Origin of the sequence: Rhizobium croatiense (genome assembly GCF_019793465.1) — a bacterium.
Taxonomy (GTDB): domain Bacteria; phylum Pseudomonadota; class Alphaproteobacteria; order Rhizobiales; family Rhizobiaceae; genus Rhizobium; species Rhizobium croatiense.
In genome coordinates this window covers 23,126-48,706 of the sequence record NZ_JAILYJ010000023.1, presented here as the reverse complement: position 1 = coordinate 48,706, position 25,581 = coordinate 23,126, and the positions used below count along the sequence as shown (strand labels likewise).

The window sequence follows — 25,581 nt, the reverse complement described above, 5'->3', positions numbered from 1 at the left end:
ATGATCAGATGATCAACGGAGAAAGATCCATCGAGCGCCCCTTGCGCTGGGGCATGGTCGGCGGCGGCCGCACCGGGCAGGTGGGCTACAAGCACAGAACCGGCGCCCAGCGGGACGGCACCTACCGGCTCGTCTGCGGCGCCTTCGACCTCGAGGCCGAGCGCGGACGCGACTTCGGCACGAAGATCGGCGTCGCCGCCGACAGATGCTACGGCGACTACAAGCAACTGATCGCCGGGGAGGCCGCGCGCGAGGACGGCGTTGAAGTCGTCTCGATCGCCACGCCTAATTTCACTCATTACGAGATCACCAAGGCGTGCCTGGAAGCCGGGCTGCACGTGATCTGCGAAAAGCCGCTGTTCTTCACCGTCGCCGAATGCGACGAGATCGCCAAGCTCGCCGAAGAGAAGGGCCTGATCGTCGGCGTCACCTATGGTTTCACCGGCCATCCGCTGGTCCATCAGATGGCGGCAATGATCAAAAAGGGCATGCTCGGCGAGATCCGCATCGTCGACATGCAATATACCCACGGCTTCAATTCGGGCGACGATGTCGGCGCCGGCGAGGCGGTGAAATGGCGCACCAATCCGAAGACAGCGGGCCCGACCTTCGTTCTCGGCGATATCGGCACCCACCTCTATTATCTCTCCGAAGTGGTGCTGCCGCATCTGAAAATCGAAAAACTGCTCTGCGACCGCAAGGCCTTCATACCGACCCGCGCGCCGCTCGAAGACCATGCGACCGTTCTCATGCATTACGACAACGGCGCCCGCGGCCGTCTCTGGGTGTCGTCGGTCAATGCCGGAAACATGGGTTCGCAGCGCTACCGTTTCGTCGGCTCCAAGGCTTCCATCGAATGGTCGGATGCCCAGCCTGACCAGCTGATTTACGAAGTCCAGGGCGAGCCGAACCGAACCCTGCACCACGGCATGCCCTACCTCGAAGAGGAAAGCCTCGCGGCCGACCGCATGGGCGCGCTGCACACCGAGGGTCTCGGCGACAGCTGGGCGAACATCTACCTCTGGATCGCCCAGGCGATCGACGCAAAGAGCCGCGGCGATGAAGCTTTCCTCAGGAGCCACCATTATCCCGGCATCGAGGCCGGCACCGAAGGCGTGCGCTGGCTGGAAAACTGCGTCCGCTCGGCGGATGCGGGCGCCGCCTGGATCGACTTCAAATAGCTCCCTCCGGGGGCGCGCCGGGATCTCCTCCACCCCTCTCACAGTGCGCGCCCTCATTTTTCATAAGGAAGATCGAGACGATGAAACTCTCCATTTGCACCGACGTGATGGGCAACCTGTCATTTACCGACATGCTCGACAAATGCGTCAAACTCGGCGTCGAGGGCATCGAAATGACCGGCGGCGGCTGGTCGCGCGCGCCGCATTTCCGCGCTGATGAACTGCTTGAAGACAAGGGGCTTCTGAAAACCAAGCTTAGGGAAATCGAAGCGCGTGGCCTTGAAATCGCGGCGCTGAACTGCTCGGCAAACCCGCTTGATCCCGGCGACATGGGCAAGCGCCACCGCAAGGAAATGGAACAGACGATCCGTCTTGCCGGCGAAATCGGCGTCAAGACCATCGTCACCATGTCCGGCCTTCCGGAAGCCGCCCCCGGCGACAGCGTGCCGAACTGGCTCGTCTACACCAAGAGCTGGCCCGACGAGATGCCGGAACGTGACCGTTACCAGTGGGAAGACCGCGCCTTCCCGCTCTGGCACGATCTGGTCAAGCTCGCGAGAGAAGTCGGCGTCGAGAAATACGCGCTCGAAAACTTCTCGGCGATGCTCGTCTGGAACCCGGAAACCCTGTTCCGTCTGCGCAACGAGGTCGGGCCGTCCGTCGGCATGAACCTCGATCCGAGCCATCTCTTCTGGAAGGGCGCCGATCCGATTGCTTCGGCCCGGGCGCTCGGTAACGCCATCCATCATTGCCACGGCAAGGACACCCGCATCGAGCGTGGTCTCGCCGACGTCAATGGCCTGCTGGAACTCAAGGACGTCACCGACGTCGCCAACCGCACCTGGAACTATGTCGCCGTCGGCGCAGGGCATGATCTGCAATGGTGGAAGGAGTTCTTCTCGGTCGTGCGGATGGTCGGCTATAACGGCTGGGTCAGCCTCGAGATGGAAGACTTCACCATGTCGACCGACGCCGGCATCCAGTCCTCCATCGACGCGCTACAGGCGACGATCAGCCGATGAGCCGCCGTACAAGTTCATCATTGCGATTGAACTTCACCCCGGGACGCGGAGCGAGATTCTCGCCCGCGCCCCTGAGGTGCAGGCCGCGACGCGTGCAGGGCCCGGTTGCCTCTCCTACAATTTCTTCACGTGCACGGACGACCCGGACCGACTGGTCGTTGTGGAGACTTGGAAGGACGAGGCAGCCCACGCCTCCCACATGGAACAGGATCACACGAAGCGCTTCATCGCCTTCCATGAACAATTTCACCGGTCTTTGACCTTTGAGACCATCAACACCGGGACCTGAATGGCCAATCCGATCACCATAACCACCGCACCGTGCTGCTGGGGCGTCGACGACGTTAAAAACCCACATCTTCCCGGATGGCAAAAGGTGCTGGATGAAGCGCAGGCCGCAGGCTTTGGCGGACTGGAGCTCGGGCCATACGGCTACCTGCCGCTCGATCTCGATGTCGTCGCGGATGCGCTGAACAAGCGGGATCTCAGGATCGTCGCCGGCACGATTTTTGACGATCTCGTTTCGCCCGGCAACAGAGACAATCTCCTGCGCCAGACCGATGAGATCTGCGCATTGGTCGTGCAGCTTCCGAAGCCCAAGACCCATCCGGGGCAGCGCTTCGCGGCTCCCTACTTGACCGTCATGGACTGGGGACACGACGAGCGCGACTACGCGGCCGGACATTCCGACGGCGCGCCTCGCCTCGATGACGTGGCTTGGGGTGGGATGATCGACAATATCCGTGCGATCGCTGCTCTTGCCCGCGACAAGTATGGCATCCGGGCAACCATCCATCCGCACGCCGGCGGTTATATCGAGTTCGCCGATGAACTTGAGAGGATCGTCAACGATATCCCTGCCGAGCTGGCCGGTCTTTGCCTCGACACAGGTCACATGGCCTATTCCGGCATGGATCCGGTCGAGACCCTGCGCCGCTACTGGGATCGTGTCGATTACATCCACTTCAAGGACATCGATGCCAAGTTCTTTCAGGAGGTCATGGGCGAACGCATCCGCTTCTTCGATGCCTGCGCAAAAGGCGTGATGTGTCCGATCGGACGTGGATCCATCGACTATGCCGCGGTTCGCAGCCTTCTGACCGAGCTCGGCTACGCCGGCTACATCACCGTCGAACAGGAACGCGATCCCCGCAACACCGGCAGCATTCTCGATGATCTGGCGGCCAGCCGAGACTTCCTGCACCGCATGGGCTTCAGGGGAGGGAAGGCCAGCGCAGCGTGACGAGTCAACGCTCACGCCCACCGCATCTTTCCCTATGACCGCCCAACGCGCTTCACCGATGCGGTTCCCGGAACCGACGCAGGCGGCCATTGGTGGGACGTTGCCGTTCCTGCGGTCGGAGGCCCGGAGCGGCTCGAACGGGCGCGCGCACGCTACAACGAGAATGCCGCCCATCAACGCGTGTTCGATTGAAAAAGGCTGGCCCTCGAAGATCGGCCTGGACACTATTATGGACAGATGTTCTATGAAGTGGACAGATTTGACCGGAGCGGGCCATGCAACTTTCCATGTGGACTTACCCCTGGGATATCCAGGACCAAGGGCTCGATAGGATTGCCGCCGAGTTTCGCAACCGGGCAGGCCTCAACACGATCAGCATGGCGACCTCCTATCATGCAGGCCGCTTCCTCCAGCCGCGCAGCCCGCGGCAAAAGGCCTATTTTCCCGAGGACGGCACGGTCTACTTCCGGCCGGACGAAAGCCTGTGGCAGGACAAGGCGATCCGGCCGCTGATGGCGGGGAATGTGACCGAGCGCGGCGACATGCTGGAGGCGCTGACCCAGGACCGTGACGTGACGGGTCTCAAGGTCTCCTGCTGGACGGTCTGCCTCCACAATAGCCGTCTCGGCATGCTGCATCCCGATCATGTGACGCGCAACGCCTTCGGCAATGCCAACTATTACAATCTCTGCCCTTCCAGCCCGGCGGCGCGCGCCTATGCCGTCACCCTCGTGCGCGATATCACCATGAACTACCGGCCGGATATGGTCGAACTCGAAAGCCCGAACTTCATGGGCTTCGCGCATGAATACCATCATGAGAAGGACGGCGTCGGCCTGAATGCAGAAGACGATTTCCTGCTGTCGCTCTGCTTCTGCGACCATTGCATGACGCGCGCGGCAAGGGCCGGCGTGCCGGTCGAAGGCGCGCGCCGAACGGTTGCGCGTTTCATCGCCGAACTCTGCGAACGTGATGTGCCGGAACGGCAGTTCCCGAAATTTCCGGCGGCCGGCATCGATGCCTTCGGCGACCACCCCGATCTTCATGCCTATCTCGCTTGGCGCAGCGAACCGGTGACCAGCCTGATCGGCGAGATCAAGGCGGCGGCCGATCCGGCGAGCCGGATCGTGCTGATCGACCTGAAGGACGGCTGGCTTGGCGGCGTCGATCCCTCAGCCGTCGGCAAGCTCTGCGACGGGGCGATCCTCTGCTGCTACGACATGGAGCCGAATGCGATCGGCGATGTCATCCGCACCGGTCGGGCGGCACTTGGATCGGAAAAATTCCTCGGCGTCGGCCTGCGCGTCTTCTATCCCGAGGTCGGTGAAGCCGCGATCCTGGCGGCCCGCGCCAAGGCCGCCGTCGATGCCGGCGCCGACGGCGTGAACTTCTACAATTACGGCCTCATCCCGGCAAAGCGTCTCGACTGGGTCAAGGCGGCGGTCGCCGCGATCAGCTAAGCGGCAATCGGTTCGGCGACCTGGATCAGACAATCGCCGGCCTGGCTGTCGCAATGCAGCCGGTGGGAAATGACGATGCCGTCCTCGGCAAAGCGCAGCTCTTCCTCCAACTGCCCCAGGCGTTCCAGATCGTGATACCATCCGGCCAGATCGCCGGCCGAAACGGTGGCGCCAAGGACTGCGGCGGGCTCGAACCAGCCTCTACGGTCGGCATAGATGCCCTGGCTGTGCCGGGAGAGCGACAGCAGCTGCAGCGACCCCGGCTCGGCGAGCGGCGTGCGAGAAAGGACCGGACGCCCGACGATGCCGAGCGCCACGAGCAGCCGGTCGATCGCCGCCGCCGTGAAGGCCATCGTCGCGGGCGTCACGGTTCCGCCGCCGCCGAACTCGCCGGAAAGACCGATGATGCCGGCCCTTGCCGCAGCCCCCATCGATGTCGGCGCCGCCAGGCCATTGTCGGCGATGAAGGCATGCGATGCGCCGATCGCCCGCATCAGCGAGACCGACCGCTCGAAGCGCGTGGCGTCGGCCTGCCGCTCGATCAGCGTGCAGGGCAGGTGCGCCATCGACGTGCCGCCTGAATGCAGATCGAAGACGACGTCGTGGCGCGGGAAGAGTTCGTGTTCGAGGAAATGCGCCAGGCGCGCCGTCGGCGGCCCCATGGGATCGCCGGGAAAGGCCCGGTTGAGGTTGCCGCCGTCGAAGGGCGAGCAGCGTTTGGCTGCCATCACCGCCGGCAGGTTCGCCATCGGCAGGATGGTGATGGCGCCGCGGATTTCAGCGGCGTCGAGCAGGCGCATCAGCCGGGCGAGCTGCAGTTCGCCCTCATATTCATCGCCGTGGTTGCCGGCCATCAGCAGCAAAGACGGCCCCTCGCCACTTTTGAGGCGAAGGATCGGAATGCGGATCTGATAGTAGGGCGAACGGTCGATCGAATAGGGAATGGCGAGATGACCGGCCTGGCGGCCCTCGCGCGAAAAGTCGATCGGATTGACGAGACCGCTATGCATGATGTCTCCAGTTCGGGCGCTTGCCCTCGATCAGAGGGCGGCGACCGCGGTCATTTCGACGCGCAGGTCCGGGTCGGCAAGGCGGGCCTCGGTGCAGGCGCGGGCCGGTGGGTTTTCGATGTCGATCCAGCTGTCATAAACGCCGTTCATCGCCTCGAAATCGGTAATCGCCGGCAGGAAGACGTTGACAGCGAGGAGACGCGAGCGATCGGTCCCGGCTTCCTGCAAAAGGGCGTCGATCTTGCCGAGCACATCGCGGGTCTGCTCCTCGATATCAGCCTTGCGATTTTCCGCGACCTGGCCGGCAATATAGACGAGACCGCCATAGCTGACGGCTTGGCTCATACGCGAACCCTTCTGGTAACGCTGGATCATGCAGGTTTTCCTTTTCGTGGTTTTGCAGGGAGAATTCAGCCGAAGCTGGTCAGATAGGCTGCCGTCACCGAATGATCCGGATCGAGGCCATAAAGGATCGCATGCCGGTCAAGGCAGGTGCAGGGATGCGAGATGCCGAACTCGATGACGTCGCCGACCGAGACATCGCTGCCATCGGCAAGTGTTAGGAAGGCGTGCTGATCGTTGAGGCGGAGAACTCTCGCGCCTTCGAGACCGGTGAGGCGCACGCCATTGCGATATAGCGCCAGCGGCAGCGGCAAGTCCTGGTCCATCGCCACGTCGCGCATGCCCATGCCTGCGATCGCAAGCCCTGGCTCCGGCTGCGACAGCACCTCGGCCCAGACCCTGAGCGCCGGACGGAACCCGCCTGCCGCGGACACCGTCTTATTGCCGATGCGCAAGCCGCCGCGTGCATCGAGGCCGGCAAGACCGCGCTCATAGATGCCGTGATCGTGGAAGAAGATCGCGCCGCTGCGCAGCACGAGCCGGCAGGCTGGATCGGCGGCGATGGCGGCTGCAAGCCGCGCCACCACTATGTCGAAAAACACCGAACCGCCTGACGTGACGAGGAGCGGCCGTTTGCTGCCGATACGGGCGCGGACCTTCGGCAGGAAATCGGCCGTCATCGCCATCAGCGCGTCGATGCGAAGTCTGGTCTCCTCCGGATTGGCGGTCGCGGCCGCACCCTCATAGGCAGCGATGCCGCTCATCCGGAAGGCCGGCGTCTCCGCGGCCAGGATCGCGTCGAGAATTGCGGCGGCGGCTTCGACGCTGCGGAGACCGGCGCGGCCGGCGCCGAATTCCACCATCAGACCGAGAGGCGGCAGGTCCGTGCGTTCCAGCCAGGCGGAGGCAAGCGCCTCGACCAGCGCCGTCGAATCCACGAAGACATGGAGCTCCGCCTCGGGATAATGGCCGAGCAGGGCCGCAAGCCGGCGGGCGGCGGCGGCCCCGCCGATCTCGTTGGCGAGGATCAGCCGGCGCTGTCCGGCCTTGAGCAGCACGGCGGCCTGGCGGATGTCGGCAACCGTCGTGCCCCAGGCGCCTGCCGAAAGAAGGGTGTCCGCCAGCGCCGTCGACATTGGGGTCTTGGCGTGCGGCGCGATTTCGGCACTATTGCTCTTCACATAGGCCATCATCAGCTCGACATTGCCGGCGAAGGCCTGCCGGTCGAGCGAGATCAGCGGCAGAGCCATCCTGCCGTCATAGGGCTTCCATCCCTGTGCTCCGATGGCCGCAAGCGGCAACGGCGGATGGCCCGGCGGAAAGCCGCGTATCCGCTCGTCGATCAGGACGTTTTCGATCGTCGCATGTAGGTCAGACATGGGAATCTCTCCCGATCTCGGCCGGATCGGCCAAACCAAGGCGATAAGTATCGTTGGCGGTGGCAAAGAACAAAGCGCGCTGCTCGTCGTAAGAGAGCTCGGCGGCGACCGTGCGGAACACCTGATAAACCTCGTCGAAAGAAGCATGCAGGCCGGCGACCGGGAAGTCGCTCGCAAACATCGCACGTTCAGGGCCGAAACAAGCGAGGCAATGCTCGATCACCGGCCGGAGGCTTTCGAGCGTCCACGCATGGTCATAGGCGACGAGGTCGGAGATCTTCAGGCGCAGGTTCGGCTCTTTGCCGAGTGATCGCAGGCCGCGGCGCCAGAGCGCCATGCCGTCCTCCGTCCGGTCGACGGGGCTGCCGCCGTGGTTGAGCACGAAAAGCATTTCGGGAAAGGCCTGCACGAGATCGAGCGCCTCGGCCATCTGCCAGGGGTAGAGCATCAGGTCGAAGACCAGTCCGAGCCGCGTGGCATGAGCAAGCCCCGCGCGCCAGGCGGGATCGCTGATGCGATCCGGACGAGGCGCAAAACGCTTCGCCGCATCGGGATGCCAGCTCAGAATATCGCGGACGCCGACGACGTTGGGGTTTTGCGCCTCCGCTTCGAGCAGGCGCGCGGCGTCCGGGCCGTCGAGAGGAACGCGCGCGACATAACGGCGCGCCACGCCGGAGCTGCGGTCGAGGCCATCCAGCCAGCGGCTCTCTTCCAGCGGGTAGGCAACCGACCAGCCGGCCTCCACGTGCACCGTCGCAACGACGTTCTGTTGCGCGGCATCGGCGCGATAATCGTCGATGCCGTAATCGCGCAGGATCGGCCCGAGGTTTCCGACCGCCATCTCCTCGCCGGAAGCCCGCGCCTTCTCAAGCCAGGGATGGCGCAGCAGGCTGAGATCCCAGAGATGGTGGTGCGGGTCGATCACCGGCCCGTCATAGCGCTTCGTCATCGGCGCGCCTCGCGGCCGGAAACGAGCAGCAGGGCGAGGATCAGCGTGCCGAACATGATCGAGCGCCAACCGGGCGAGGCGTTGACGACGGTGATCAGCGCCGTCGTGGTGACGAGCAGGATCGCCCCCGGGATGGTGCCGGCATAGGTGCCGCGGCCGCCGAGGATGGAGGTGCCGCCGAGCACGACGGCGGCGATCGAGGTCAGCAGATAGGGATCGCCGATGCCGACATAACCTTGCCGGTTCATGCCCAGCACCAGAATGCCCGCAAGCCCGGCGAAGAAGCCGGACAGAGTATGGACGATCAGCGTATTGCGGGTGACGCTGACGCCGGAAAGCCGGGCGGCGAGCGGGTTTGCCCCGAGTGCGAGGAAACGCGCGCCGATCGGCATGCGGTGGACGAGCAGCAGGACGACGATCGCGACGAAAAGCCACAGAATGATGCCCGAGGGAATGGCGAGCGGCCGCGCCTGGCCGAGCAGGATGACGGCCGGATTGCTGACGGTGACGGCGCTGCCGCCGGCGACGATGACGAGCAGGCCCTGCAGGAAGGTCGCCATGGCAAGCGTCATGATGATCGGCGGCACGCGAAGATAGGCGGCACCGGCACCGTTCATCAGACCGATGCCGGTGGCGATGGCAAGGGCCGCCGCGATGCCGGCAAGGCCGGTCGGGTCCCAGGCGGGCGAGATCAGCGGCAGCAGGATCGCAGTGACTGTGATAACCGCGCCGACCGAAAGATCGATGCCGCCCATCAGGATGACGAGCGTCTGGCCGGCCGCGACGATGCCGATCACCGCGGCGAGTTCAAGGAGGTAGCGCAGATGGCCATAGGCGCCGAAACCGCGCAGCGTGAAGCTTGCGACGATCCAGACGAGCGCGACCAGAAGGAGGGTCAGCAGCGGCGGATTGCGAAACGCGGACCGGATGATGTTCATCGCTTTGCCCTCCATGCGCCGAGAATTTCCGGAACGGCGACCGCCCCGACGATGATCAACCCTTGCGCGACATATTGCGCAACCGGCGGGAAGCCGAGGAAGAACATCACGTTGATCATCACCGAGAGCAGCAGGCTGCCGCAGATCGCGCCGCGCATGGTGCCCTTACCGCCGAGGAAACCGACACCGCCGAGCACGGCCGCGGCGATCGAGTTCAGCGTGAAGGGCGTGCCGATGACGGGATCGCCCGAGCCGGTCTGCGCCGCGACGAAGAGGCCGGCCAGTGCCGACAGCAGACCGGAGAGCGCGAAGGCTGCAACCTTCACCCGTTCGACCGGGACGCCGGAGCGGAATGCGCCGACCGGGTTGTCGCCGGCCGCATAGATGCCGAGGCCGAGCGGCGTTGCGAGAAAGACCTTCCAGAGCATGAGGATCGCGACCAGCAGCAGGAAGGCGACGGGCGTGTGGCCGGCCAGCACCGTCGACAGCCAATCGGGAATGAATCCGCCCGGCCGCGGCAGCAGGATCAGCGCGACGCCGCCGATGATAAAGGAGCCGGCCAGCGTGACGATGATCGCCGGCAGCCTCAGATGCGTCACGATCGCGCCGATGGCGGCGCCGATCGAAAGGCCGGCGAGTGCGACAGCGACAATGCCGCCCGGCACGCCGAGCGCCCCTTGCATCGTCGTCGCCGCGATCACCGCGCCGAGGCTGACGAGCGGGCCGATCGCGAGTGTGATGCCGCCATTCAGCATCAGCAGCGCCTGCGCCATGGTGACGAGCGCGAGCGGGAACCAATTCTGCGTGAACTTGGAAAAGCCGCCGATGGTCAGGATGCCGGGAAAGAGCAGCGCATAGAGGATGAGAAAACCAGCGACGACGAGATAGAGGCCGGCGAGGCCGCGGTTGCGGCGCAGCTGGATCGAACCGTAAAGCCGGGATGACGAAATCGTGCTCATGCCGCCTCTCCCTGCGTCGTAGCCGCAATACCCATGGCCGCACCGACGATCGCGCCTTCACTGATCGCATCCTGCGACAGTGTTGCCGCGACGCGGCCCTCGCGCAGAACCACGACGCGGTCGCAGAGATGGACGAGCTCCGGCGTATCGGAACTGACCAGAATGACGAGCCGCCCCTCGGCGGCGAAGGCGCGCAGCATCAGGTAGATTTCCCGCTTGGTTTCGATGTCGACGCCGCGCGTCGGATCGTTGAGAAGCAGAACGGACGGATCGAGCGGCAGCCATTTGGCAAGCGCCACCTTCTGCTGGTTGCCGCCGGAAAGCGCCTGCACCGGGCGGGCCGTATCGCCCTTGATCGTCAGCCGGCGCGCGAGAGCGGCGACCAGGCCGCTTTCCGCCGGCCGGTCGCGCAGCCCCTTGCGGGCGAGCCGTCCGAGCGAGGGCAGGATGAGATTGGCAGCAATGGAATGCGGCAACACCAGTCCCTCATGTTTGCGGTCGGCAGGCACATAGACGATGCCGGCTGCATTCGCCGCACCGACATCGGCGGGCAGGCCGGGTTTGCCTGATACTTCCGCCCGGCTGGCAGACGCGGGAATCGCGCCGTAGAGGCCGAGCAGCAGGTCTTCCTGCCCTTGTCCCACCAGCCCGCCAATGCCGACGATCTCGCCGGCGCGGGCGGAGAAAGCGACATCCCGCACCATGCCGGCCGAAAAACCTTCGACGCTGATGCACATCGCACCGGGTGCCGCGGCCGGGCGCGGCGGGAACAGGTCGCCGGTCTCGCGGCCGACCATCAGGCGCACCAGACCCTCGCCGTCGATGCCGGACAGCGATTGATCCGCCGTGACGACGCCATCCTTCAGCACGGTGACATGCGAGCAGAGCGCCTGCACCTCGTTGAGGCGATGGGAGATATAAAGAAGCGCCGTGCCGCGCCCTCTCAGAGTCTCGATCAGCCGGGCCAGGATGCCGGCTTCGTGCGCCGAGAGCGACGAGGTCGGCTCGTCCAGGATCAGCACGCGCGGCTTGCGGAACAGCGCCTTGGCGATCTCCACCATCTGACGCCGGCCAAGTGCCAGATCGGCGACCGGCATGTCGAGCGGCTCGGTCAGTCCGACCATGTCGCAGACCTCTCGGACGCCGCGATGCAGCGCTCGATAGTCGATGAGACCGAACCGGCGCGGGAAGGCGCCGGTCCCGATGTTTTCGGCAATCGACAGGCTGGCCGTGAGGCTCAGCTCCTGCTGAACCACGGCGATGCCGGCCGCGCGCGCCGCCGCAGGGCTGAAGCGCCCGACAGACTTGCCGTCAATGAGGATGGACCCGTTGTCCGGCTGGAGGGCGCCGGACAGGAGATTGATCAACGTCGACTTGCCGGCGCCGTTTTCGCCGAGCAGGGCATGAACCCTGCCCGGCAGAAGGGCGATGTCGACGCCCTTCAGAACGGGATTGCCGAAAAATCCCTTGAACACCTGCCGGGCTTCCAGCAGGGGCCTTTCTTCCGTCATGACGGCGTCCCTCAATCCGGATTACTTGGTGGCAAGCAGCTTGTCGAAGAGCGCCTTGTCGTAATCCGAGTAGATATAGCCGTCAGCCGGGAACTTGTCGGCCCGCGCGAGGTAGCTGCCGATCGTGCTGTCGTCGATGACGGGCAGCGGCACCTTGACGAAGGCCGGCACGTCCTTGCCTTGCAGCGCCTGGACGGCGGTATAGACCGAAAGCGCGCCGAGCCAGTTCGGCTGCATCGTCGCCCAGCCCTTCAGGCCCTTCTCCTTCCACAGTTCCAGGAACTGCCGGGCATTTTCGCCTGTCGTCGGCACCTGGTCGCGGCCCTGGCGCTCGAAGGCGAGGACGGAGCCGGCCGACAGCGCGCCGCCGAGCGACAGCACGCCATCGATCTCGGGATTGGCAAAAAGCAGGCTGGTCATCGCTTCCTGTGCCGGCGCGACGTTATATTCGGTGTTGGTCTCGGTGATCACCTGCAGACCCGGATTGGCGTCCAACACCGGCTGGGCGCCCTTGCGACGGTCGTCGCTGACCGAAATGCCGGCCGGGCCGTTCATGATGATGATCTTGCCCTTGCCGCCGAGCTGGCTGACCATCCACTTGGCGGCGGTCGCGCCCCATTCGTCGGAATCGGTGTTGATCTTTGCCGTCACCTTGTCGGTGTTCACAAGGCTGTCGAAATTGACGACGGCGATGCCCTTGTCGCAGGCATCCGATATGACGCGGTCGAGGGCGTTGGAGGAGCCGGCGATCACGACGATGGCGTCGATATTGGCGTCGATCATCGACTGGATATGCTGAATCTGCGTCTGGGCGTTGCCCTGCGCGTCGGTAATCATCAGGTCCTTGACGAGGCCCGCCTTCTTCAGCTCCTCCACTTCGGCGGTGATGGTGCCTTCGGTCTGCTTCATCCAGGTCGGCACCGAATAGATGTTCGCCCAGCCGATCGTATAGGGCGCCTTCCTGTCTCCCTTGATGCAATTGGCGGCGGCCGAGGCCGTGCCGGCCGAAAAGGCAAGCAGGGTGGCTGCGGCCGCAGCGCCGGCGAGAAGACGGCGGCGCAGTGAAACGGAAATGCTTTCTTCAAAATTCTTCATGTCGATCCCCTTTTTGCGGCAGCGCTGGCGGCTTGCCATTTGTTTTTGTCCGCTATATTGTACATATGATCTTTATACCGGACGAGCTGATCTTATGCCGATTTTTTTACCCCGCAAGAGGGGGTGGGAAGATTTCATTCGCGAGGCATGACGGGATCGATTGACAGATGCGGCGGACGGCTTGAAAAGCTTCGCCGGACAGAACAGAGCCCGACAACAACAGGGCCCAACAAGAACGGGATTGACAGCGATGGATGCAGTTCAGGACGAAGCAGCCGGCAAGCGCGCCCGAGGGCTCGACCGCGCCTTCGAGATCCTCGACTTCCTGCGCCAGAAACGGCAGGCCTTGAAGCCGAATGAAATCGCCGCGCAGATCGGCGCGCCGCGCTCATCGGTGTACGAACTCGTCAACCTGCTGCTGAGCAATGGCATCCTCGAATTCACCGGCGGGGAGGGCCGCGTCTATCTCGGCCGCAAGCTTTATTTCCTCGGCGCCGCCTATGAGAACCATTTCGATTTCACCCGCGAATGCGAGGCAGCACTAGAACAGCTTGCCGACGAGACGCGGGAGACGGCGCAGTTCTGCATGCTGGACGGGAACAAATATACGGTCGTGCGCATGCGTGAGGGCGCGAGGCCCTTCCGCATCTCGACCGATATTGGACAATCCGTGCCGATCCCGTGGACCGCGTCGGGCCGCCTGCTCGTCGCGCATCTGTCGGATCAGGACATCCTCAACTTCATTCCGCCGCAGGATTTCCGCCTGCCGGGCGGCGAATGGCTCGAGCCGCAAACCTTCATCGCCGAGGTCCGCCAGGCCGAGCGTGAAGGTCTCTTCACCTTCAACAGCATCGTCGACAGCTTCACCCATTGTTTTGCCGTGCCGGTGCGCGTCGAGGAAGGCCATGCCGCCGCAACGCTCTGCCTCGTCACGCCGCGCGACGACGGCATCGCCAACCGGGGCCGCTACCTCGACTGCCTGAAGAAGGCCGCCGCCGGCCTGGAGCACGCCCCGGCCCGGCCAAGACGCGGCTGACGCCTGGACAAGCCAGGCATTGCCATCCGCCAGCGCGGACGTTGGTGCATAAACCGGTGCCCGGCGTCCGACATGGAAATCGGCTGCCGCTCCGATCGTCGATTTCCAGATTCACGCCGATCCCGCAAAACTATTCACTCCTCCCCCGAAATTACGAAATGAAGTTTCTCTATAAAATTTATGGAGAACGTAGGCTAGCGTCCTGACAGCCAAACTGACCTCGGCCTTGAGCAGACCGGGCCATTGGCGGCAAACCGAGAGGACGCGAAATGACACGAAAAATCAGGCTTGGGGCATTTCTTCCTGGTGGCGGACAGCATGTTGCATCCTGGCGGCACCCCGACCAGCCGGTCGACGGCGCCACCAGTTTCGAGTTTCATAAACAACTTGCGCTGACGGCCGAACGCGGGCTCTTCGACGCCTATTTTCTCGCCGACAACCTGGCTGTCGGTTTCGGCGGTGCACGAGAAGGCGGCAACGCCCGCGTCGCCGGCTTCGAGCCCGTCACATTGTTCTCCGCGCTCGCGCCCCTGACCACCCATCTCGGCTTCATCGCGACGTCCTCAACCACCTACGAGGAGCCTTATACCACCGCCCGGAAATTCGCTTCGCTCGACCTGATTTCGGACGGCCGCGCCGGCTGGAACGTCGTCACCACGACAGGCGACCCGACGGCGCAGAATTTCAACCGCGATACCCAGCTTCCGCATGCCGAGCGCTATCGCCGCGCCGCCGAGCACGTCGACGTCGTCCGCAAACTCTGGGAAAGCTTCGAGGACGACGCGTTCATCCGCGACAAGGAGACCGGCGTATTCTTCGACCCGGCGAAGCTGCACGACACCGACCACCGTGGCGAACATTTCAGCGTGCGCGGCCCGCTCAACGTGTCGCGCTCGCCGCAGGGCCATCCTGTTATCGTGCAGGCCGGGCAGTCCGAAGACGGCCGCGGGCTTGCCGCAGCAACGGCCGAGGTGATCTTCACCGCCCATCAGCACATCGAAACCGCCCAGGAATTCTACCGGGATATTAAGGCACGCGCCCGCGGTCTCGGCCGCAACCCCGATCACATCCTGGTCATGCCCGGCGTTTCCGCCTTCGTCGGCAGAACCGAAGCGGAGGCGCGGGAGAAATACGACCGTCTGACGTCACTGATCGTCGAAGAGGACGGGATCGGCCTCCTCAACGGCCTGACCGGCGGCACGCTCGACCTGCACGGCTACGACCTCGACGGGCCACTGCCGCCGGCGCCGCCGACCGAAGGCATGAAGAGCCGCCAGGCCCTCATCCGCCAGATCGCCGACGAAAACAATTTCACCATCCGCCAGCTCTACCAGTGGATCGCATCCGCGCGCGGCCACTACACCATCGTCGGAACGCCGGAAAAAATCGCCGATACGCTGCAGACATGGTTCGAGAACGAAGCCGCTGACGGCTTCAACATTCTGCCGCCCTGGCTGCCGACGGCGCTCGACGACTTCGTCGACCTGGTCATCCCGGAACTGCAGCGCCGCGGCCTGTTCCGCACGGCCTATGAGGGCAGGACGCTCCGGGAAAATCTCGGCCTGCCGTTCCCGAGCAACCGCCGAGCTGCCGGACGTGCAGCTCTCCAGGCAGCAGAGTGAGGAGCGATCCATGGCTTATGAAATCAATCAGGTCCTCCCAAGAAGCTTCAGCCGCCTGAAGAGCGGCGAAAGCAATACGCCCACTTTCGCGTCGCATGTGCGCGGTGTGCTCGCATCGCTTTTACCGCGCTACGGCCTGCTGATCGGCTTCCTCGCACTCTGGCAGGTGTCGAGCACCAGGGGCTGGATCAATCCCGCCATCTTCCCGCCCTTGAACGTAATCCTGTCGGCTCTCTGGACCAACCTCGCCAACGGCGCGCTGCTCGATGATATCGTCATCAGCCTGCAGCGATCCGGCACCGCTTTCGCCTTTGCCGTCGTGGTCGGCATTCCGCTCGGCCTGTTCATGGGGCAGTTTCGAGCCGTCGAGCAGGCGCTCGATCCGATCCTGCAGCTCTTCCGCCAGACCTCGGCGCTGGCGCTCTATCCGGTCTTCATCCTGCTGCTCGGCCTCGGCGAAACGTCCAAGATCTTCGTGATCTTCTGGGCGACGCTGTTTCCGGTGCTGCTCGCCACGATCGGCGGCGTCAAGGAGGTGGACAGGAAGCTTATCGAGATGGCCCGGACCTATGGCGCCGGACCGCTGACCATCTTCCGCCGCGTCATCCTGCCGGCCTCGGTGCCTGCGATCTTCGTCGGCCTGCGCCTCTCGGCGACGACGGCGCTTCTGCTGCTGATCGCCGCCGAGATGATCGGCGCCAACAAGGGCATCGGCTTCCAGGTCATGAACGCCCAGTACAATTTCCAGATCCCGCTGATGTTTGCGGCGATCCTGCTGCTCGCCTTCCTCGGCCTTGCCGCCAATGCCCTGCTCGTTCTCCTGCAACGCCGCCTCTGCCGCTGGTCGCAGCCGAACGCCTGATTTCTTCCTCCGATTTTTTCTTTTCCGAAAGGACATCCCATGACGTTCCATCCCCGCAATTTTCTCCTGCCGGCCGTGATCGCTCTCGGTCTCGCCACGCCGGCCGCTGCCGCCGACGCAGTGAAACTGCGCTATCTCGCGAGCCAGGGCGGTCTTGCCGCCCATGAACTCGCCGACGCGCTCGGCTATTTCAAAGACACCGGCATCACGTTTGAGAATGTCGGCTACGCCCAGGGCGGGCCGGCCTCTCTCATCGCTCTGGCATCCGGGGACGTGGAGATCGGCAGCGCCGCCACCTCCGCCGTCTTGAATTCGATCATCGGCGGCAATGATTTCGTCGCCGCCTACCCGTCGAACGGCATCAATGACGAGGTGCAGTCGACCTTCTACGTGCTGGAAGACAGCCCGATCAAAAGCATCAAGGATATTGCCGGCAAGAGCATCGCGGTCAACACGCTCGGCGCCCATCTCGATTACACCATCCGCGAAGCCCTGCATTCCGTCGGCCTGCCGAGCGATTCCGCCAATCAGGTCGTCGTTCCCGGGCCGCAGCTCGAGCAGGTGCTGCGCTCCAAGCAGGTCGATATTGCCGCCTTCGGCTACTGGCAGACGACCTTCGAGGGTGCGGCGCTGAAAAACGGCGGCCTGCGCGCGGTCTTCGACGATACCGACGTGCTCGGCGACATCGCCGGCGGCTTCGTGGTCCTGCGCCGCGATTTCATTCAGCAGCATCCCGAGGCCGCGAAGATTTTCGTCGAACAGTCGGCCCGCGCCCTCGACTATGCCCGCGAACATCCCGAGGAAACCAAGAAGATCCTGGCCAAGGCGCTCAGCGAGCGTGGTGAGAACCCTGACATCGCGCAGTATTTCCGCGGCTACGGCGTTCGCGCCGGCGGTCTGCCGGTCGAGCGCGACATCCAGTTCTGGATCGACGTCCTGGTTCGCGAAGGCAAGCTGAAGCAGGGCCAGTTGGCGGCCAAGGACATCATCTTCACCGCCGACGCCAAGCCGGCAAGCAACTGAGGAACTGCAATGAGCCTCGCCCAGGACATTCGCCGCGGAGAGGTGACGATCCGTCACCTCTCCAAATCCTACAAGCTGAACGGCAGCCATCTGCAGGTTCTGAAAGATATCAACCTCCACATCCGCTCCGGTGAAAGCCTCGCCATCGTCGGCGCCAGCGGATCGGGCAAGACGACCCTGCTCCGGGTTCTGGCCGGTCTCGAAGAGTCCGATACCGGTGAGGTGCTCGTCGACGGCAAGGCAATCCGCGGCGTCGGCGCGGAACGCGCCGTCATCTTCCAGGAGCCGCGCCTTCTTCCCTGGCTTGACGTCCTCGGCAACGTCGCCTTCGGGCTGGAGACGAGAGGTCTCGCCCGCGAGCAGGCGAGGGCGCGTGCGCGCCACTACGTCAAGCTCGTCGGCCTGCAGCAATTCGAGTCGGCCTATCCAAGGCAACTCTCCGGCGGCATGGCACAGCGCGTCGGCATCGCCCGGGCGCTTGCCGTTCAGCCGGAAATCCTGCTGCTCGACGAACCGCTCGGCGCGCTCGATGCGATGACCAAGATCGGTATGCAGCAGGAGCTCGCCCGGATCTGGCGCGACGAGGATGTAACGACCATTCTCGTCACGCACGATCTCGAGGAGGCGATTTATCTCGCCGACCGGATCCTGATCCTGCCGCGGGAAAAGGGAGGCGAGCCGCGCCTGATCGACATCGATCTGCCGCGTCCGCGCGACCGCAGCGCGCCGGAATTCGTCCGGCATCGCGAGGAGCTGCTGAACCTGTTCGGGCTGCATTGAAAGCTGTCGGCAGCCTTCTAGGACTACACGGACCATGGGTCGACGAGATCGATCCCGAACCCCTCGAAATCTCTGGTGTTACGCGTGGCGAGAGTGAGATCGTGAGCAACCGCGGTTGCAGCGATCAGTCCGTCCATCGACGACAGGCCGCGGCCGCTCCGCTTCGCGCGGCCCATAAGGTCACCCGAAGCCTAGGCAACCGGCTCATCCACCGGAATAATTCGGCGCTCGGGCAAGCCATTCGCGGCCGCCCGACGTTTCACGGCAAAAGCACCTTGCCGAGACGATGGATATGGGCGGCGCCGATGCCGCAGCAGCCGCCGATGATCGTCGCGCCGGCCTCGGCCCAGGAGCAGGCAAAACGCGAATAGGCGTCGTCGTTCAGATCGTCGCGGGTGTCGTGCAGACCTTCATTGGCGGCCGATGCGCCCTGTTCCCCTTCGAAGGCGTTGGCATAGACGCCGATTTCGATCTGGGCGTCCACCATCCGGAACGTCTCGGCGGCCGTCTCGACCGCTGCTCGCATGACCTCAGGCTTGCTGCAATTGAACAGGAAGGCCGCCGCACCCGATGACACTGCCCAGGACGCCGCCGCCTCGACGCTTTCACAGGAGCGGAGCTTCGGCTCACCGCTTTCGATGTCCGCCTCGTCATCCGCCAATGTGAACGAGATCCAGAACGGTTTGCCCGATGCCGCCACCGCTTTGCGGACAGCCTCGCCCTCGGCGATCAGGCTCAGGGTCTCGCCGAGCCATATATCGACGAAGGGGTCGAGGTTTTCGACCAGCACCTTGAGATAATCCTGCACCCGTTCAGGCCGAAAATTCTGCGGCTCGTAGGAGCCGAAGATCGGCGGCAGCGAACCGGCGACCAGCACCTTGCGACCGGTGACGGAATCGGCCGCCTCGCGTGCTAGGCGACCGGCAAGACGGATCAGCGCCGCACCCTCCTTCTGGAACCGGTCTTCGCCGATATGAAAGGGCACCAGCGCATAGCTGTTCGTCGTAATGATCTCAGAGCCGGCGGCGATGAATTCCTTATGCACCTCGCGGACGATATCCGGCGAATTGATCAGCGCCAGCGCCGACCATTCCGGCTGCTTCAATTCGGCGCCAAGCCGCAGCAACTCGCGGCTCATACCGCCATCGAGAATTCGTGTAGTGCTCATGAAGAGATCTCCATTCAGGCTGTCGCGCCGTTACCGGCGGCGGGCTTTAAAAACAAAGTGAGAAACGTCCGTCCGCCTAACGCCGGACCGGCACTTGCGCTTCGAGACCTCGAAAGACGCAGGCGATGACGGCGGTCAGGGCGAGATAGAAAAGGGTGACGACAAGCAGCGGCTCATAGACCAGCAGCGTGTCCTGGCGAACCTTGTTGGCCACCGCATAGAGATCCATCACCGTCACCGTGAAGGCAAGCGGCGTCGCCTTCAGCTGCATGACGATCTCTCCGGCAATCGTCGGCAGGGCGATGCGGATGGCGCGCGGCAGCCAGATACGGCGGGTCAGCTTCCAGGGCGACAGGCCGAAGGCCCGGCCGGCTTCGAGCTCGCCCTTGGGAACGGCAAGCAGCGCGCCGCGCAAAACCTCCGCCTCGTAAGCCGCATAGTTCAGCGTGAAGCTGACGGCAGCGAAGAAGAAGCCTTCGCGCAGGATCGGCCAGAACAGGCTCTGGCGGATGCCGGGAACCATCGGCAGCAGCGAGCCGACGCCGTAATAGAGAAGCCACAGCTGGATCAGCAGCGGCGTGCCGCGAAAGAAGGTGCAGTAGCCGCGGGCAAGCAGCCGCGTCAGCCTGCCGCCGCTGACCTGCGCGAAGGCGAGACCGATAGCGATGATAAAACCGAATACCACCGAGATGACCAGCAGCGACACCGTCTGCCAGGCGCCGGTCAGAAGAAGCGGCCAGTAGGAAGAGATCCAGGTGAAACTCATGGGGCGCGGCTTTCTTCAGGCAAGGCGCGGCTGTCCCCGCCGCACCCGCCCCTCGATCAGCTTGAAAGCGAGGTTGGAAACGAGCGTGATGGCGAGATAGAGAAGGGCCGAAGCCAGGAAAAACACGAAGTAGTGTTTGGTGCTCGCCCCGGCGAGGCGGGTGGCGAGCGCCAGTTCCTGGTAGCCGACGACTGCGACCAGCGCGCTGTCCTTGGTGACCGACATCCACAGATTGGCCAGCCCCGGCAGCGCGTTCGGCAAAAGCGCCGGCAGCAGGACGCGGCGGAACCGCAGCATCGGTCCCATGCCGAAGGCCTTGGCCGCTTCGATCTGGCCGACCGGAATGGCGAGAATCGCGCCGCGCAGCACCTCCGTCATATAGGCGCCCTGCACGAAGCCGAGCACGGCGACGGCGGCGACGAAGCCGTTGACATTGACCGGCGGCAGTTCGAATACCGCCAGCAGCCGGTTGAGGCCGTCGGTGCCTGCATAATAGAGCCCGACGATCAGGATCAGCTCGGGAACCGCGCGGATGACGGTGGTGTAGAGATCGAGCAGCAGGCGGAGCAGGCGATTGCCGGATAGCTTTCCAAGCGCGCCGCCGGTGCCGAGCAACAGGCCGACCGCAAAGGCGCAGGCCGAGATGGCGACCGTGGAGACTGCACCTGTCAAGAGAACGCGGCCCCATCCCGGAGGATAGGGAGACAGCAGGTCCAGAATGCCTTGTTGCGCGGTCGCCATCTCTTGGACTGCTTACTTCGCGCCGTAGATGTCGAAGTCGAAGTATTTCTTGGTGATCGCGTCATACTGGCCGTTGGCGCGAACCACAGCGATCGCCGCATTCAGCTTGGCTTTCAGCTCCGTATCTTCCTTGCGCAGACCGCCCGAAACGCCGGCTCCGAGAATTTCCTTGTCGTCGGCGACATCTCCCATCTTGGCGCAGCAATCCTTGCCGCCGTCGCTTTTCAGGAACGCGTCGAGCGCGAGCGAATCGCCGAAAACGTAGTCGATACGGCCGGAAGCGAGATCCTGGAAAGCCTCGTCGAGCGTCTGGTAGGTCTTCTCCTCAGCAGCGCCGGCAAAATACTTCTTGTAATACTCAGACTGGATCGTCGACACCTGGATGCCGATGGTCTTGCCCTTCACGTCTTCAGCGGTCGCACCCGGCTTCTGGTCCTTGGGACCGATCAGGGTGCTCGGCGTGTTATAATATTTGTCGGTGAAGTCGATCACCTTCGAGCGTTCCGCCGTGTTCGACATCGACGACCAGATCACGTCGAACTTCTTGCTCTCAAGAGCCGGAATGAGACCATCCCAGGAGATGTCGACGATCGAGCATTTCTCCTTCATCTCTGCGCAGACGGCGTTCATCAGGTCGATTTCCCATCCGTGCCACTCCCCCGAGGCGTCCTTGGCGAAGAACGGCGGATAGGATTCGTTCATGACGCCGAAGCGGACTTCGGCCTGCGCGGCGACGGCAGAAAGCGCAAGTGCCGCGCCGGCAAAAAGCGTGGGGAGCAGTTTCATTCGCAGGATTCTCCTGGTTCGTGTGTTGTCGATGATGACTGGTGTGGATCAATGGGCGCTGAGACGGGTGAACTCCCGGCAGCGGGCGCTGACCGGCGCCCCGAAAACCTGTTCCGGCGGCCCTTCCTCCTCGATCCGTCCCTGATGCAGGAAGAGAACGCGGCTCGAGACATCCCGGGCGAAACGCATTTCATGCGTGACGATCAGCATGGTCCGGCCTTCTTCGGCGAGATCGCGGATGACCTTCAACACCTCGCCGACCAGCTCCGGATCGAGCGCCGAGGTCGGCTCGTCGAACAGCATGACGGCGGGATCGACGCAGAGCGCCCGCGCAATCGCCGCGCGTTGCTGCTGACCGCCGGAGAGAAAGGCGGGATAGACGTCGCGCTTGTCGAACAGCCCGACCTTGTGGAGCAGGGCTTCTGCCTTTTCGATCGCCTCGCGCTTTGAAATGCCCATGACATGCACCGGCGCCTCGATGACGTTTTCCAATACGGTGCGATGAGCCCAGAGATTGAAGCTCTGAAAGACCATGCCGAGCCCGGTCCGCAGCCGCTCGATCTGCCGCCAGCTCTGCGGCTGCAGCCGCCCGCCGCGGCCGACTTTCAGCGCGACGTCCTCGCCGTTGACGGCAATGCGGCCGCGATCCGGCGTTTCCAGGAAATTGATGCATCGAAGGAAGGTGCTCTTGCCGGAGCCCGACGAGCCGATGATCGAAATCACGTCGGACTTGTGGGCCTCGGTCGAGATACCCTTGAGAACCTGTTGCGAGCCGAAGCTTTTATGGAGATCTTCGACGCGAAGAGCAGGAAAGGACTGATCCGACATGCATGGGTCCGGCTGAACTGAGTTTGCAAAGGATAATGATAAAAGAACGCGGTTTTTTCGCGCAATTATCACCTCTTTTGCATATTTTGTGCAAAATAATCTTCCTCACGCATCGAATGCGGCAGAAACTATGAAATGCCATAACTGAATTGGACTGGACAATGGAACAGCTGGATCGTTTTGACCGTGACATTCTCGATATCGTTCAGCGCGACTGCCAGCTGAAGGCCGAAACGATCGCCGAACGGATCGGGCTGTCGGTCTCGGCCGTGCAGCGGCGATTGAAACGGCTGCGCGAAGAGGGGATCATCAAGGCGGAGGTCGCCGTCGTCGATCGGAAGGCGACAGGAACATCGATGGTGTTCATCGTCGGCATGGAAATCGAGCGGGACAATTACGACGCGCTGGCGAAGTTCCGCGTCTGGGCGGAGAAGCAGGATCATATCCAGCAGGTCTATTACGTCACCGGAGCAGTCGATCTGATCGCCATCGTCACCGCCCGAGACGTCGAGCATTATGACGACATCGCCGCCCTGATCATGGCTGACAATCCGCAAATCCGCCGCATGCACACCAATGTCGTGCTGCGCGACGTCAAGCTCGGCCTGTTCGTGCCGCTCGAATAGCTCCGGGACAAGCCGCTGGACTCGCCTTCGGCAAAGGGCATAATTCCGGGCGCAAATTTCGGGAGGAACGATCCTTGACGTTACGACACCAGATCATCGCATTGGCGATCGTCCCGCTCGTCATCTCGATCCTTGCGATCACCGCCTTCATCACCTGGCAATCGGCAAACCTCGCCAAGAACAGCATCGATACGTTCGAGCAGAACATGCTGAAGACCAAGGAAGCCGAGATCCTCAATCTGACCAATCTTGCCCTCTCCGCCATCCAGACGATCTACGACAAGGCGGGGGCCGACGACGAAGCCGCCAAGCAGCAGGTGGCGGCAATCCTGACTTCGCTCGACTACGGCAAGGACGGCTATTTCTTCGTCTATGATTACGACGGCAACAATATCGTCCATCCGCGCCAGAGCTTTCGGCATGGGCAAAATTGGCTCGACCTGACCGATCCCGATGGCGACAAGGTGATTGCCGAGCTGATCGCCACGGCAAAGGCGGGCGGCGGCCTGCACCAGTACAAATGGCAGAAACCTTCGACCGGACAGATCGCCGACAAGCTCTCCTTCGTCGTCAGCCTCGACAAATGGCACTGGGTCGTCGGCACCGGCGTCTACCTGGACGATGTCTTCGCCCAGAGTGCCGCCGCCAACAAGGTGATGCGCGCCAATATCAAGCGAACCTTCGTGATCGTCGCGCTGATCGCCGTGCCGTCGGTGCTCGTTGTTTTCACGACCTGCATGCTGCTGACCTTTCATGAGCGCCGCATGGCCGACAGCCGGCTCAAGGAGCTGACGCAGCGGGTGATCGACACCCAGGAAGAGGAGCGGACACGGCTGGCGCGCGAGCTGCATGACGGCATCTCCCAGACCCTTCTCGGGGTGCGTTATGCGATGGATCTCGCCGGCCGCAAGGTCAGGACCAATGTCGACGAGGCGGCGCTGACCATCGATCGCGGCGTCGACGCGCTGAACGGCGCCATCAAGGAGATCCGGCTGCTCTCGCATGATCTGCGGCCCCGCGTGCTCGACGATCTCGGCCTGACGGCTGCGCTGGAGGCGCTGTGTCATCACTTTGCCGAACGGACGGGAATCGAGACGAAGATCGACGCCTCGGGCTTCGCCGGCACGCTGAAGGCGGAAGCCAGCACCGCCCTTTATCGCGTCGCCCAGGAGGCCTTCAACAATGTCGAGCGGCATTCGGGCGCCTCGAAGCTCTCGGTCAAGCTCTGGAGCGACGGCGGCCGCGCCCGCATGACCATCTCCGACAACGGCACCGGCTTCGATGGCGCCGGCGGCTCGGGCCTCGGCCTGCGCAACATGCAGGAGCGGATGGCGCACTTCCGTGGCCTACTCCTCATCAACAGCAGCGAGGCCGGCACGACACTGACGGCAATGATGCCGAGATCGGCCAATCTGCCCGCCGGCAAGCAGGCGGAAGCCGCATGACGGAACGCCCGAAAATAAGGGTGCTCCTGATCGACAACCATCCGCTGGTGTTGGACGGGCTGAAAGCGGTGCTCGAAACATTCGATCATATCGAGGTCGCCGGCACCGCCGGCCTCGCGCAGACCGGGCTCGATATCGCCCGGCAGATCCAGCCGCAGGTGGTGCTGATGGACATCAACATGCCGAAACTCAGCGGCATCGATGCGATCGAACTGTTCAGAAGCGAACTTCCGCAGACTCGCGTGGTGATGCTCTCCATGCATGACAGTCGCGAGTATATCTCCTCTTCGGTCATGCGCGGTGCCGCCGGTTATGTTCTGAAAGACGTCTCCACAGAGGAGATCGTCGCGGCCATCGAAACCGTCGCGGATGGCGGCACCTATTTCTCCTCCGGCGTCTTCGACGCGCTGATGGGGGAACGGCCGGAGGAAGGGAGCGATCGCTTGACGCCGCGCGAACGCGATACCCTCGGGCTGATCGTTGCCGGCCGGAGCAACCGCGAGATCGCCGAAGTGCTCGGGATAAGCTCTGCCACGGCGGAAACCCATCGCAAGAACCTCAAGAAGAAACTTGGCATCGCCACCACCGCAGGCCTCATACGCTATGCGCTCGACCATGGCATCGTCTCGAAAATCGACGCGAATTCGCGCCTACCCACTTCTGGGTAGAGCCCGGTATTTCGGCTCTGCGCCCATCTTGTGGGGATAAAACCGACGCCCTAGGACTCCATTCGCGGCTTGCCAAGTGCCAAGCCGTTGGGAGGAATTCACATGCGTTACATCAGCTTCCGATTGGCCGGAAAAGCTCGA

At 63.5% G+C, this 25,581-nt stretch carries 26 protein-coding genes and 1 pseudogene; 13 read left to right on the top strand and 14 right to left on the bottom strand.

The window, feature by feature from the left end:
- Positions 1-8: 8 nt before the first annotated feature.
- The 5 genes from K6M89_RS27830 to K6M89_RS27815 all read left to right on the top strand — a co-directional run bounded on the left by K6M89_RS27830 (position 9) and on the right by K6M89_RS27815 (position 4,906).
- A complete protein-coding gene (locus tag K6M89_RS27830) occupies positions 9-1,181 on the top strand; it encodes a Gfo/Idh/MocA family protein (protein WP_222141696.1) in 1,173 nt (390 codons plus the stop codon).
- An 80-nt stretch (positions 1,182-1,261) separates the two neighbouring features.
- Positions 1,262-2,203 carry a sugar phosphate isomerase/epimerase family protein gene (locus tag K6M89_RS27825; RefSeq protein ID WP_097580845.1) on the top strand — a complete coding sequence of 314 codons (942 nt, stop codon included), beginning with the start codon at positions 1,262-1,264 and terminating at the stop codon, positions 2,201-2,203.
- A complete protein-coding gene (locus K6M89_RS31790) occupies positions 2,103-2,492 on the top strand; it encodes a putative quinol monooxygenase (RefSeq protein WP_369010569.1) in 390 nt (129 codons plus the stop codon). Before K6M89_RS27825 ends, K6M89_RS31790 begins: the two co-directional genes overlap by 101 nt.
- Positions 2,493-3,446, top strand: coding sequence for a TIM barrel protein (locus K6M89_RS27820; protein ID WP_222141695.1), 954 nt, complete (start codon positions 2,493-2,495; stop codon positions 3,444-3,446). It begins immediately after the preceding gene.
- 275 nt (positions 3,447-3,721) lie between these two features.
- Positions 3,722-4,906, top strand: coding sequence for a hypothetical protein (locus K6M89_RS27815; RefSeq protein WP_222141694.1), 1,185 nt, complete (start codon positions 3,722-3,724; stop codon positions 4,904-4,906).
- On the opposite strand, the gene K6M89_RS27810 is transcribed toward K6M89_RS27815, so the two are convergent.
- From K6M89_RS27810 to K6M89_RS27775, 8 genes are read right to left on the bottom strand one after another with little or no spacing between them, the layout of a single operon-like run.
- Entirely contained in the window at positions 4,903-5,916 is a 1,014-nt protein-coding gene (locus K6M89_RS27810) for a succinylglutamate desuccinylase/aspartoacylase family protein (protein WP_097580851.1), read from the bottom strand. The genes K6M89_RS27815 and K6M89_RS27810 overlap by 4 nt on opposite strands.
- Positions 5,917-5,946: 30 nt before the next feature.
- On the bottom strand, positions 5,947-6,291 hold the full coding sequence (locus K6M89_RS27805) for a RidA family protein (protein ID WP_064841708.1): 345 nt from the start codon (positions 6,289-6,291) through the stop codon (positions 5,947-5,949).
- A 35-nt stretch (positions 6,292-6,326) separates the two neighbouring features.
- A complete protein-coding gene (locus K6M89_RS27800; protein WP_222141693.1) occupies positions 6,327-7,637 on the bottom strand; it encodes an alanine racemase in 1,311 nt (436 codons plus the stop codon).
- Positions 7,630-8,586 carry an amidohydrolase family protein gene (locus tag K6M89_RS27795; protein ID WP_222141692.1) on the bottom strand — a complete coding sequence of 319 codons (957 nt, stop codon included), beginning with the start codon at positions 8,584-8,586 and terminating at the stop codon, positions 7,630-7,632. The genes K6M89_RS27800 and K6M89_RS27795 overlap by 8 nt, the downstream gene beginning before the upstream one ends.
- Positions 8,583-9,524 (bottom strand): ABC transporter permease, encoded by a 942-nt coding sequence (locus tag K6M89_RS27790; protein ID WP_222141691.1) that lies wholly within the window; start codon positions 9,522-9,524, stop codon positions 8,583-8,585. The genes K6M89_RS27795 and K6M89_RS27790 overlap by 4 nt, the downstream gene beginning before the upstream one ends.
- Positions 9,521-10,483, bottom strand: a complete 963-nt coding sequence (locus K6M89_RS27785; RefSeq protein ID WP_222141690.1) for an ABC transporter permease — start codon at positions 10,481-10,483, stop codon at positions 9,521-9,523. The genes K6M89_RS27790 and K6M89_RS27785 overlap by 4 nt, the downstream gene beginning before the upstream one ends.
- Positions 10,480-11,994, bottom strand: coding sequence for a sugar ABC transporter ATP-binding protein (locus K6M89_RS27780; protein WP_222141689.1), 1,515 nt, complete (start codon positions 11,992-11,994; stop codon positions 10,480-10,482). The genes K6M89_RS27785 and K6M89_RS27780 overlap by 4 nt, the downstream gene beginning before the upstream one ends.
- A gap of 21 nt (positions 11,995-12,015) precedes the next feature.
- Positions 12,016-13,089, bottom strand: coding sequence for an ABC transporter substrate-binding protein (locus K6M89_RS27775; RefSeq protein ID WP_222141688.1), 1,074 nt, complete (start codon positions 13,087-13,089; stop codon positions 12,016-12,018).
- 250 nt (positions 13,090-13,339) lie between these two features.
- On the opposite strand from K6M89_RS27775, the gene K6M89_RS27770 reads away from it, so the two are divergent.
- From K6M89_RS27770 to K6M89_RS27750, 5 genes are all read left to right on the top strand, one after another.
- Complete coding sequence (locus K6M89_RS27770) at positions 13,340-14,125, top strand: IclR family transcriptional regulator (protein ID WP_222141687.1); 786 nt, start codon at positions 13,340-13,342, stop codon at positions 14,123-14,125.
- A gap of 269 nt (positions 14,126-14,394) precedes the next feature.
- Positions 14,395-15,747, top strand: coding sequence for an LLM class flavin-dependent oxidoreductase (locus K6M89_RS27765; RefSeq protein WP_222141686.1), 1,353 nt, complete (start codon positions 14,395-14,397; stop codon positions 15,745-15,747).
- Between the two features lie 10 nt (positions 15,748-15,757).
- On the top strand, positions 15,758-16,609 hold the full coding sequence (locus K6M89_RS27760; RefSeq protein ID WP_097580859.1) for an ABC transporter permease: 852 nt from the start codon (positions 15,758-15,760) through the stop codon (positions 16,607-16,609).
- Between the two features lie 39 nt (positions 16,610-16,648).
- A complete protein-coding gene (locus tag K6M89_RS27755; protein WP_222141685.1) occupies positions 16,649-17,632 on the top strand; it encodes an ABC transporter substrate-binding protein in 984 nt (327 codons plus the stop codon).
- Between the two features lie 9 nt (positions 17,633-17,641).
- Entirely contained in the window at positions 17,642-18,412 is a 771-nt protein-coding gene (locus tag K6M89_RS27750) for an ABC transporter ATP-binding protein (RefSeq protein WP_222141684.1), read from the top strand.
- A gap of 23 nt (positions 18,413-18,435) precedes the next feature.
- Here the strand turns inward: K6M89_RS27750 and K6M89_RS31260 are convergent.
- The 6 genes and pseudogenes from K6M89_RS31260 to K6M89_RS27725 form a co-directional block, all read right to left on the bottom strand.
- A pseudogene (locus K6M89_RS31260) lies at positions 18,436-18,657 on the bottom strand (PIN domain-containing protein); the annotation flags it as partial.
- A 14-nt stretch (positions 18,658-18,671) separates the two neighbouring features.
- Complete coding sequence (locus tag K6M89_RS27745) at positions 18,672-19,580, bottom strand: homocysteine S-methyltransferase family protein (protein WP_222141683.1); 909 nt, start codon at positions 19,578-19,580, stop codon at positions 18,672-18,674.
- Positions 19,581-19,656: 76 nt separating this feature from the next.
- Positions 19,657-20,346 (bottom strand): ABC transporter permease, encoded by a 690-nt coding sequence (locus K6M89_RS27740; RefSeq protein ID WP_222141682.1) that lies wholly within the window; start codon positions 20,344-20,346, stop codon positions 19,657-19,659.
- Positions 20,347-20,361: 15 nt separating this feature from the next.
- Entirely contained in the window at positions 20,362-21,087 is a 726-nt protein-coding gene (locus K6M89_RS27735) for an ABC transporter permease (RefSeq protein WP_222141681.1), read from the bottom strand.
- Positions 21,088-21,099: 12 nt separating this feature from the next.
- Positions 21,100-21,873: a transporter substrate-binding domain-containing protein gene (locus K6M89_RS27730; protein WP_222141680.1), complete on the bottom strand. Its 774-nt coding sequence runs from the start codon at positions 21,871-21,873 to the stop codon at positions 21,100-21,102.
- Between the two features lie 48 nt (positions 21,874-21,921).
- Positions 21,922-22,701, bottom strand: coding sequence for an ABC transporter ATP-binding protein (locus K6M89_RS27725; RefSeq protein WP_222141679.1), 780 nt, complete (start codon positions 22,699-22,701; stop codon positions 21,922-21,924).
- Positions 22,702-22,862: 161 nt separating this feature from the next.
- On the opposite strand from K6M89_RS27725, the gene K6M89_RS27720 reads away from it, so the two are divergent.
- From K6M89_RS27720 to mctR, 3 genes are all read left to right on the top strand, one after another.
- Positions 22,863-23,327, top strand: a complete 465-nt coding sequence (locus K6M89_RS27720) for an Lrp/AsnC family transcriptional regulator (RefSeq protein ID WP_010029817.1) — start codon at positions 22,863-22,865, stop codon at positions 23,325-23,327.
- A 74-nt stretch (positions 23,328-23,401) separates the two neighbouring features.
- Entirely contained in the window at positions 23,402-24,772 is a 1,371-nt protein-coding gene (gene mctS, locus K6M89_RS27715) for a two-component system sensor histidine kinase MctS (RefSeq protein WP_222141678.1), read from the top strand.
- Positions 24,769-25,440 (top strand): two-component system response regulator MctR, encoded by a 672-nt coding sequence (gene mctR, locus K6M89_RS27710; RefSeq protein ID WP_222141677.1) that lies wholly within the window; start codon positions 24,769-24,771, stop codon positions 25,438-25,440. Before mctS ends, mctR begins: the two co-directional genes overlap by 4 nt.
- Positions 25,441-25,581: the final 141 nt, after the last annotated feature.